Here is a 9,616-nt window from a genome sequence, read left to right as displayed (position 1 = left end):
CCGGCAACCCGCCGCCCGGCGGCCAGCCCCCGCCCGGCGGCGGGTGGCCCACCGCGCCGCTGCCCGGCCCTGCGTCCGCCCAGCCCTACCCCACCCAGCACTACGGCGGATATCCCGTCACCCCGCAGGCCGGATTCCCCACCAGCCCGTACGCGGGCTACCCGCCGGCGCATCCCGGCGGAGGCCAGCCGGGGAGGTCCCACCAGCTGGTGCTGACCCTGGGCCTCGTCGGGCTGCTGGTGCTCTGCCTCGGCGGAGGTGGCATCGCCTACCTCGCCTACGAGGGTGACCAGGGCACCGACCCCCGGCCCACCCCGACCGCGTCGCCGACCGTGGCGGCGACGAGCGCCGCGCCGAGCGCCGCCCCGTCGTCCGAAGCCCCCCCGTCCCCGGAGCCGAGCACCGCCCCCCAGATCAGGGTCGTCACGCCGGAGACCCTCGGGGGCCGCCCGAAGAGCACCGAGCTGGCCCTGCGCAAGGCCGCCGACGACATGGTCCGCGAGCTGCGCTCCTCGGTACGGGGTTCGACCGGCGTCGTGGGCGCCTTCTACGGCAGCGCCGACAAGCGGGACATGGTCATGGTGATCGCCGCCAGCACCTTCGTGCTCAACCCGGAAGGGGAGCTCGACGACGCGGTCAAGGGCATCTCGAAGGACCTGGCCGTCAAGCGCCTGACCACCATCGCCCCGGGACCGCTGGGCGGCCTGGCCAAGTGCGGCGACGGCGAGTCCGCCGGCGTGCCGCTGGGCGTCTGCGCGTGGGCCGACCACGGCAGCGTCGGGCTCATCGTGATGTTCTTCTCCTCGTCGGCGGCCACGGCGGCGGAGTTCGTCACCATCCGCGGGCAGATCGAGCAGAAATACTGACCCGTACGCCTGCGCGGGGGCCCGTCCACTGACGGTGGACGGGCCCCTTTTCGCGTCAGCCCGTTGCGGCGGCCCGTTCGGCGGCGCTGCGCAGCACGCAGAACTCGTTGCCCTCCGGGTCGGCGAGCACCACCCAGCCCGAGCCGTCGGCGCGGCGCCGGTCGGCGACCTGGGTGGCCCCGATGGCCAGCAGGCGCGCCACCTCCTCGTCCCGGGTGCGGTCCGCGGGCTCCAGGTCGAGGTGGAGGCGGTTCTTCACCTCCTTGCCCTCGGGCACCGCCAGGAAGAGCACCTCCGGGCCACCCGGCGGCAGCAGCATCGCCTCCGGGTCGCCGGGCAAGTCGTCCGGCTGGCGGGAGCAGCCGAAGACCTGCCCCCAGAAGCCGGACAGCGCGTACGTGTCGCGGCAGTCGATGCTGACGTTGTGGATCCGTGCGCTCACGGGCGCACCTCCTCGTGGGTCGTACCCGGCCGCTGCGCCGCGTGCGGGGCGGCGCCGTCAGGCGGCAGCAGCAGCCGTCCCGTGCCGTCGGCGCGCCGGACGTGGCCGAGCACCGCCGGCCACGAGCCGGCGAGGGCCCGGGTGTCGGGACAGTCGAAACTGATGTCGTGGATCCGTGGATACACGGGTTCCTCCGCTGGGGATGAGGCGCCCCGCGTGCGTGAGGGTCAGCCGGCGAGACGGGGCGCGGAGATGGTGACGGTGGACATCGACGCACCCCCCTCCGGTCCTCGAGCTGACGCCGTGATCCTTCCATCGGGCCGGCGCGAGCCGCAACCCCCGCCCGGGTCGCCGTCCCCCGGTCGGCCCGTCACCGCCGGGCGGCCGGCTCCACCGCGCCGATCGCCGGGGCGGCCTCCGCCGCCGGCAGGGTCACCGTGACCTCCAACCCGCCCCCCGGCTGGGCGATCACCTTCACGGTGCCGCCGTGCGCGTCGCAGACCGCCCGGACGATGGAGAGCCCGAGGCCCGAGCCGCGCGCGCCGGTGCGCTCCCGGCCGCCGCGGCGAAACGGCTCGAACAGGCCGGGCACGTCGGCCTGGTCCACCTCGAAGCCGGTGTTGCCCACCACCAGCCACGACCGGCACCCGTCCGAGCCGGTACGCACCCAGACCCGGCCGTGCAGGTGGTTGTAGCGGATCGCGTTCTCGATCAGGTTGCCGGCCAGCCGGTCCAGCAGCCCGGGATCGCCGACGACCGGCGCCGACTCCAGCGAGGTCTGCACCCGCAGCTTGATCCGCTCGACCTCCCGGCGTACCGCCGACAGGGCGTTGACGGTGCCGGCGGCGAGGTCGCACTCGGTGCGCCGGCCCAGTCGGCGGCCCGCCTGGGCCTCACTGCGGGCGAGCACCAGCAGGGCGTCGACCAGCCCGTTGGCCCGCTCGGAGGCGTCCCGGACCACGGTGGCCATCCGGCGGTACTCGGCGGCGTCCGCCTCGTCGTCGCTGAGCGTCACGTCGATCTCGGTGCGCATCACCGCGAGGGGGGTCCGCAGCTCGTGCGAGGCGTTGGCCACGAAGCGCTTCTGCGCCTCGAACGCGGCGGCGATGCGGTCCAGCATCTCGTCGAAGGTCCCCGCCAGCTCGGCCACCTCGTCGTCGGCGCCCGAGTAGCCGATGCGCTGGTCCAGCGTGGTCTCACCGAGCCGGCGGGCGGTGGCGGTGACCTGGTGCAGCGGGCGCAGCGCCCGGCCCGCGACCGCGTACGCGCCCGCCACCCCGACCACGCTGATCGCCAGCAGCGCCACCAGGCCCTTCGCCAGCAGCTCGCTGCTGGCGGCGTCGACCAGTTGGTGCTGCCACTGCGCGGCGTCCAGCGACCGGCCGTCGGCCAGCACCACCGTGGTGCCGGGAAGCAGCTCGTCGGTCGGCCGCAGCGCGTCACGCACCAGCAGCCAGGCCAGCAGCACCAGGATCGCGCCCGCGCCGACCAGCAGCACACCGTTGAGCAGGGTCAGCCGCAGCCGCAACGTGGGCCGCAGCCTGGCCCGCCGGCTCGCGGCGCCGGCCTTCGTCCGCGACCGCGGGGCTCGCAGAACCGGCTCACTCCTCGCGCTCACAGCGCCACCTTCGTTCGCGACCGCGGGGCTCGCAAGACCGGCTCACTCCTCGCGCTCACGCTGACGCCTCCGCCGTGCGGTAGCCCGCACCGACCACCGTCTCGATCAGCGGCGGGTCGCCGAGCTTCTTGCGCAACGTCATCACGGTGACCCGGACGATCGTGGTGAACGGGTCGGTGTTGGCGTCCCAGACCCGTTCCAGCAGCTCCTCGCTGGAGACCACCGCGCCGCGCGCCTTGAGCAGCTCGCAGAGCACGCCGAACTCCTTGTTGGTCAGGTCGACCGGCTGGCCGCCCCGGGTGGCCACCCGGCGGGCCGGGTCGAGGACCAGGTCGGCGAGTTCGAGCACCGGCGGCGCGGCCGGGGTGGCCCGGCGGCCGAGCGCCTGCACCCGGGCGACCAGCTCGTCGAAGGCGAACGGCTTCGGCAGGTAGTCGTCGGCGCCGAGCTGCAAGCCCTCCACCCGGTCGGCGACGGTGCCGCTGGCGGTCAGCATCAGCACCCGGGTGAGGGTGCCGGAGGCGGCCAGCTCGGCGCAGATCTGGTCGCCGTGCACGCCGGGCAGGTCCCGGTCCAGCACCACCACGTCGTACCGGGTGACGAACGCCATCTCGTGGCCGCTGTCGCCGTCGTAGGCGACGTCCACCGCCATGCCGCGCTTGCGCAGCCCCCGCGCGATCGCGTCGGCGAGGTTGCGCTCGTCCTCGACCACCAGTATCCGCATCCCGGCCTCCTCGCGCCCCTGACCACTGACAACCTAGCGCCGGGCACCAAACCGGCCGTCCCGCCCGTGCCCCGTTGCAGAAAACCTTCGTCGTACGCGATGCTCTCGGCATCGACCTCCACGACGGACGGGAAGACGGATGATCGACGCGGCGCCGACGACCCGGCGGGACGTCACCTACCGGGGCTTCCGCCTCCCCGGCGATGCCGGGCTGGGCAGCCTGTCCGGGCTGCGCGCGGGCGGGCGGGGCCTCGAACTGGCCGACCCGGTCGACCGGCTCGACCACACCGGCGCCGACGGCCGCACCCGCCGGTACGCCGCCGGCAGCTGGACGTCCCCGCCCGTGCCGGTCGGCTTCGCCGTACGCGACGTGGTGCCCTCCTGGACCGGGGACACCCCCGGCGACTGCTGGCTGCGGGTGGAGCTGCGGGGGTGGCACGACGACGCCCCGGCCACCGGGTGGTACGTCCTCGCCGACTGGGCGGCCGACGACCGCGCGATCCGCCGCACGTCGGTGCCCGGCCAACGTGACGCCGACGCCCGGGTGGACACGGACACCCTGGTGGTGACCGGTGCGACGGTCACCGGCTGGCAGGTACGGGTGACCCTGCTCCGGCCGGAGGACGCCGCCGACAGCCCGGTGCTGCGCGCCGTCGGGGCGGTCGCGTCCGGTCCCCGCCCGACGGCGCCGGTCGAGCCGTCCCGGCCGACCGCGCGGGACACCCCGCCGCCGCCCGGTTGGGGCACCGTGCTGGACGTGCCGCGCTACTCGCAGCGACTGCACGCCGCCAGCCACCCGCAGTGGGGCGGCGGCGGGGACTCCTGGTGCAGCCCCACCTGCACCTCGATGGTGCTGGCCTTCTTCGACGCCGCCCCGGCCCCGGACCGGTACGCCTGGGTGACTCCGGCCGGCCCCCGCCCGGTGGTGGTGCACGCCGCGCGGCACTGCTACGACCACTCCTACGCCGGGGCCGGCAACTGGCCGTTCAACACCGCGTACGCGGGCCTGCACGGCGTGGACGCCTTCGTCACCCGGCTGCGGTCGCTGACCGAGGCCGAGGCGTTCGTGGCCGCCGGCATCCCGCTGATCGTCTCGGCCGCCTTCGCCGCCGGCCAGGTGCCCGGGCTGGACTACGACACCGCCGGACACCTCATGGTGCTGGTCGGCTTCACCGAGGCCGGCGCGCCGGTGCTCAACGACCCGTACGCCCCGGACGACGACGCGGTGCGCCGGATCGTCGACCGGGACCGGTTCGAGGCCGCCTGGCAGGGCAGCGGCGGGGTGGCGTACGTGCTGCGACCGCCCGGCGTGCCGCTGCCCCCGGCGCCGGAGCAGCCCAACTGGTGACCCCGGCGGCGGCCGTCGGGCGGCGGGCTCAGCCGCGGTAACGCCAGACACCGAACTCGCCGGTACGCAGCCGGCACGTCACCGCGTCCGCGTGGCTGCGGCAGTCCCCGGAGGCGTCGCGGAGCACGTCCAGCACCCGGACCCGACCCCCGGCGACGTCCAGCTCGGCCACCACCAGCCCACCGCCGGCGACGGCCGGCCGCACGGTGATCAGGCGGTCGTCGGCGTACCAGGGCATCGGCTGCCAGACGCCGAGGTCGGCGACCTCCCGACCGGTCGCCGCGTCGAGCACGCCCAACCGCTCACCGCCGCCACCGGGCATGATCGCCAGAAGCCGCCCGCCCCGTGCCGACAGCACCCCGAACCACCGATCCCCGGTCCACCGGAGCGCGCCGGTGGCCGGGTCGAACGCGTTCAGCCTGTCGATCCCCTGGGACCCGCACAGCAGCTCGCCGCACTCGTCGACGTGGTCCAGCTGCGGCAGGCGCGCCTCCCACCGCCGCCGCAGCCCGTCCATCCCGTATGCGGTCACCATGCCCACCGCGGGCCGCACGACCAGCAGCAGGTCGTGCGCCACCACCGTGTGCCAGTTGCCCGGCAGCTCGCCCAGGCGCAGGTCCGCCGCGTGCACCACCGCCCCGGAGCGGGGATCGCGCACCTCCACCCGCCCCTTCGCGGGGGTCAGCACGATCCGCTCGACCGCTCCGTCGCGGACGGCGTACGTCGCGCCCTCGCCCGTCGTCGGCACCGACCAGAGCGCCCGGCCCGAGGCCGGGTCCACCGACCGCACGAACCCGCCCTGCTCCCCACTGCTGTGCAACAGCAGGATCCCGCCCGGGTCGAACCAGGGGTGGCCGGGCTGCCGCCAGCGCTCGCGCCCGGTCCCGGCGTCGAGGGCGACCGTCTGCCCGTTGTCCCGTTCCCCGGCCATCGAGAACAGCACGGTTCCCGGCCCGGTCTCGACCTGCCAGAACCGGCCGGTCGCCACGACCCGGGTGCGCCAGAGCGGGGTCGGCGGGGCGGTGTCGGCCGGCGCCCACCCGGGCAGGGCGTACGCGCGCACCTCGACGGTCCCCTGGGGCTCCCCCTCGACTGGTTCGACGACGTAGAACCGGCCGTCGCCCAGGAACACCTCCGCGCCGAGGCGGGCCGGCACGACGTACGCGGCCCGGACCGGCACCGGCGCGGCCGCCGCCACGGTGGCCAGGAGGAACGCGAACGCCAGCGCGACCCGCAGCGGGCGGCCGACGGCACGGGGCGGCCGGGGTGGCGGCGCCTCCCGGCCCGGCTCGTCGCGCAGCTCGCCGAGGTCGATCAGGGTCACCGACGTCCCTTCCGGTCCCGGTCGCCGGGCAGCTCCCAGACTCCGATCCCGCCGCCCTCGTGCCGGCAGACGACGGACGACCCGTGCGCGCCGCACTCCCCCACCACGCCACGCAGCGCCGCCAGCACCCGCACGCCCTCCCCGCGCTCGTCGATCCGGCCGACCAGGTACCGCCCGTCGCGCTGCCGGCGGTACACGGTCGTCCCGTCGGTCGAGGGCATCCCCGGGGCGCCGGTCCGCCAGCGGCCCAGTTGCCGCACCGGCCGACCGGTCGCGGCGTCGAGCAGGACGTGCTCGGCGGCACCGCCCGAGGAGCGCCGGACGGCCAGCAGCCGGCCCTCGACGGCGACCGGTCCCAGCGTCGCGTTCCCGGTCTGCCACCGCACGATGCCGGTGGCGGGATCGAGCAGCCGGATGGCGGGCGACCCGTCGTCGACGCAGATCAGGACGCCGCAGTCGAAGACGTCCGGCTGGTCGGCCGGACCGCGGGGCACGCTCCACCGCCGGCGCAGGGCGGGGATCTCGTAGCCACTGAGGGCGCCGCTGTCGTCGGTGAGCAGCACCAGCTCCTCCGTGATCGTCAGCACCCGGGAGCGACCGGACACGGCCGCCGCGGCGCGCACCGCGCCCGTGTCGGGGTCGCGCACCTCCAGCCGCCCGCCGGTGAGCACCGTCAGCAGGCGCACCCGCTGGTCCCGCCGTGACAGGAGCGCGTCCTCGAAGGCCAGCGGCTGCGACCACCGGACGGCGCCGCCCGCGGGGTCCACCGACCGCAGCACGGAGGCGCCCGCCCCGTTGAAGCCCCACACCAGCAGGCGCCCGGCCGGCGTGGCGCCGCCCAACTGCCCCTCGGCCCGCCAGCGCACCCCGCCGTCGCCGAGGGAGAGCCCGACCACCTGCGGCGCCGTCCGGTCCCCGGCCAGGCCGACCGCCAGCAGGTCGCCGACCCGCACGGCCTGGAACACCCGACCCGGCGCGGGCATCGGCACCCGCCACAGGGGACGGCCGGAGGGCAGCCGGTGGGCGGCCAGTCGCGGCACGGGGTCCCCGTCGGGCACCGCGTCGGGGGCCGGCGGGTCGACCACCAGGAGCACCCCGTCGACGGGCAGGACGCTCGCGTCCGGGGCGGCCGCAACCGTGACGGCCGGCGGCTGTGTGGGCCACGGCGCGGCGGCGGCCGGCGCCACCAGGCAGAGCAGGGCGACCAGGGCCGGAGCCCAGCGGCGGAGGGACCGGCCCGGAGCGGGGGCTGTCGACGCCCCCGGGTCCCGCCGCTCGCCGAGGTCGATGACCGTCACGTGCCGTCCTCCCCGTCACACCGTGCCCTCCGGCGGACCGGCAAAACGGCCGTGGGGGCACCGGCCCGGCAAAAGCGACGCCGAAGCGCCTGTACGATGGCGCGTCGTGGCTGTGCCGGTGGTAGACCCCTCGCTGAACTCCGTCTCCGAGCCCGTCGCGGCCGAGCCGACGCGCCGAACCCGGCGCAGGCCCTCCCGCGCCGACGTACTGGCCATCGGAGCCTATGTCCTGCTCGGTGTTCTCGTGTGCCTGAACTACTGGGCGGACGTGCAGAACCGGGTGTCGTCGCACCTGCCCACCGACCACAGCTGGTTCGAGTGGCTCTTCTCGCACGGCGCGTACTCGGTGCGGCACCTGGAGAACCCGCTGTTCACCGAGCGGCAGAACGCCCCGGACGGGGTGAACATGATGGCGAACACCTCGCTGCTCGGGGTGACGCTGCCGCTCGCGCCGCTGACCATGCTCCTCGGTCCGCAGGTCATGTACGCCCTCTACCTGGGCGGCGCGCTGGCCGCGACCGCCGGCACGTCGTACTGGATGCTGTCGCGGCACCTGGTGCGCTCCCGCGCGGCGGCCTTCGTCGGCGGCGCGTTCCTCGGCTTCGCGCCGGGCATCGTGCACCACGCCAACGGCCAGCCCAACTTCGTGTCGAACTTCCTGCTGCCGCTGATCGTGGTGCGGGTGTTCCGGCTCGGAGAGCCCGGCCGGTGGCGACGCAACGGCATCGTGCTCGGCCTGCTGGTGGCGTACCAGATCTTCATCAACGAGGAGATGCTGCTGCTCACCGCGCTGGCCTGCCTGGTCGCCGTGGTCGCGTACGCGCTCATGCGGCCGGCGCGGACGCGGGCGGTGGCCGGCACCTTCGCCGCCGCGCTCGGCGTGGGCGGCGGGTTGGCGCTGCTGCTGACGGCCTACCCGATCTGGTTCCAGTTCAACGGCCCGCAGTCCTACCGGGGGTTGCAGGGCGGGGTGTTCCACAGCTGGGGCGAGGACCTGGCCGCCTTCGTCACCTTCGCCCGGGACACGGTGGCCGGCGACGAGGCGGTGGAGAAGACCATCGGGCTGACCGAGCAGAACACCTGGTTCGGCTGGCCGCTGGTGCTGCTGTCGGTGGTGGCGCTGGTGCTGCTGGTCCGCCGCTCGCTCACCGCCCGGATCCTCACGGTCCTGGTGGTGGTCTTCGCGGTGGCCTCGATCGGCCCGAAGGTGCGCCTCAACGGGGTGGAGACGGAGACGGACGGCCCGTGGGCCTACATCTCCGACGACCTGCCGCTGGTCGAGATGATGATGCCGACCCGGCTGGCCCTGGTGGTGGCGGCGGCGCTCGGCGTGCTGCTCGCCCTCGCCTGGGACGCGGTCGCCGGCAACGGCCGCCCGCCGGTGCCGGCCCCCCGCGCCGGCGACGACGACACCACCGACGCCGCCGGGCCGCGCCGACGCTGGCTGCGCCCGGTCGGGTACGCGGCCGTCGCGCTCGCCGTGCTGCCGCTGTTCCCGCGCCCGCTGCCGGCGCAGCCCGTCGACCCGCCGCCGCACTTCATCACCGCCGGCGGCTGGCGCCCGTACGTGCCGCAGGGCCGGACCCTGGTGCCGGTGCCGATCCCGAGCAACGTGCACGGCCTGCCCACGCTGCGCTGGAGCGCGCTGACGCAGCACGCGTTCCCGATCCCCGGCGGCTACTTCATCGGGCCGAACGAGCTGGGTGAGGGCGTCTTCGGCGCGCCGAACCGGCCGACCAGCACCCTGGTCTACTCCACGATGGACTCCAACGCGGTCCCCGCGCTGACCGACGAGAACCGCCGCCAGGCGGTCGAGGACCTGCGCTTCTGGCGGGCGTCCGTGGTCGTCCTCGGCGCGCATCCCCGCGAGGCGGTCCTGCGGGAGCTGATGACCGCGCTGATCGGCCCGCCCCAGCGCGTCGACGACGTGTGGCTGTGGGACGTCCGCCCGCTGGTGGGCTGACGAACCGGCTCAGTCCACGAGCGGGCAAGTCGG

Annotated in this window: 9 protein-coding genes; 3 read left to right on the top strand and 6 right to left on the bottom strand. The window is 75.5% G+C overall.

The genetic code is table 11. The annotated features are described in order from the left end of the window. Nucleotides 1-59 precede the first annotated feature (59 nt). Nucleotides 60-866 (top strand): hypothetical protein, encoded by an 807-nt coding sequence (locus tag V6U77_RS28850; RefSeq protein ID WP_334609908.1) that lies wholly within the window; start codon nt 60-62, stop codon nt 864-866. A gap of 55 nt (nt 867-921) precedes the next feature. On the opposite strand, the gene V6U77_RS28845 is transcribed toward V6U77_RS28850, so the two are convergent. The 4 genes from V6U77_RS28845 to V6U77_RS28830 form a co-directional block, all read right to left on the bottom strand. After that, nucleotides 922-1,308, bottom strand: coding sequence for a VOC family protein (locus V6U77_RS28845; protein WP_334609905.1), 387 nt, complete (start codon nt 1,306-1,308; stop codon nt 922-924). Next, complete coding sequence (locus tag V6U77_RS28840; RefSeq protein ID WP_334609904.1) at nt 1,305-1,493, bottom strand: hypothetical protein; 189 nt, start codon at nt 1,491-1,493, stop codon at nt 1,305-1,307. Before V6U77_RS28840 ends, V6U77_RS28845 begins: the two co-directional genes overlap by 4 nt. 185 nt (nt 1,494-1,678) lie before the next feature. Further along, nucleotides 1,679-2,848 (bottom strand): sensor histidine kinase, encoded by a 1,170-nt coding sequence (locus V6U77_RS28835; protein ID WP_334609907.1) that lies wholly within the window; start codon nt 2,846-2,848, stop codon nt 1,679-1,681. A 133-nt stretch (nt 2,849-2,981) separates the two neighbouring features. After that, a complete protein-coding gene (locus tag V6U77_RS28830) occupies nt 2,982-3,650 on the bottom strand; it encodes a response regulator transcription factor (protein ID WP_334609903.1) in 669 nt (222 codons plus the stop codon). A gap of 139 nt (nt 3,651-3,789) precedes the next feature. On the opposite strand from V6U77_RS28830, the gene V6U77_RS28825 reads away from it, so the two are divergent. Continuing rightward, nucleotides 3,790-4,998 carry a peptidase C39 family protein gene (locus tag V6U77_RS28825; protein ID WP_334609902.1) on the top strand — a complete coding sequence of 403 codons (1,209 nt, stop codon included), beginning with the start codon at nt 3,790-3,792 and terminating at the stop codon, nt 4,996-4,998. 28 nt (nt 4,999-5,026) lie between these two features. Here the strand turns inward: V6U77_RS28825 and V6U77_RS28820 are convergent, their stop codons facing one another. Together V6U77_RS28820 and V6U77_RS28815 are read right to left on the bottom strand one after the other, a co-directional pair. Next, a complete protein-coding gene (locus V6U77_RS28820; protein ID WP_334609901.1) occupies nt 5,027-6,322 on the bottom strand; it encodes an outer membrane protein assembly factor BamB family protein in 1,296 nt (431 codons plus the stop codon). Then, nucleotides 6,319-7,620, bottom strand: a complete 1,302-nt coding sequence (locus V6U77_RS28815; RefSeq protein WP_334609900.1) for a PQQ-binding-like beta-propeller repeat protein — start codon at nt 7,618-7,620, stop codon at nt 6,319-6,321. The genes V6U77_RS28820 and V6U77_RS28815 overlap by 4 nt, the downstream gene beginning before the upstream one ends. 106 nt (nt 7,621-7,726) lie before the next feature. Between V6U77_RS28815 and V6U77_RS28810 the strand changes: the two genes are divergently transcribed. Further along, entirely contained in the window at nt 7,727-9,583 is a 1,857-nt protein-coding gene (locus V6U77_RS28810; RefSeq protein WP_442934535.1) for a hypothetical protein, read from the top strand. The last annotated feature ends 33 nt before the right edge of the window (nt 9,584-9,616 follow it).

Origin of the sequence: Micromonospora sp. CPCC 205546 (assembly GCF_036902715.1) — a bacterium.
GTDB lineage: Bacteria > Actinomycetota > Actinomycetes > Mycobacteriales > Micromonosporaceae > Micromonospora.
The sequence above is the reverse complement of the archived record's forward strand: the minus strand, read 5'-3'. Positions and strand labels throughout refer to the sequence as shown.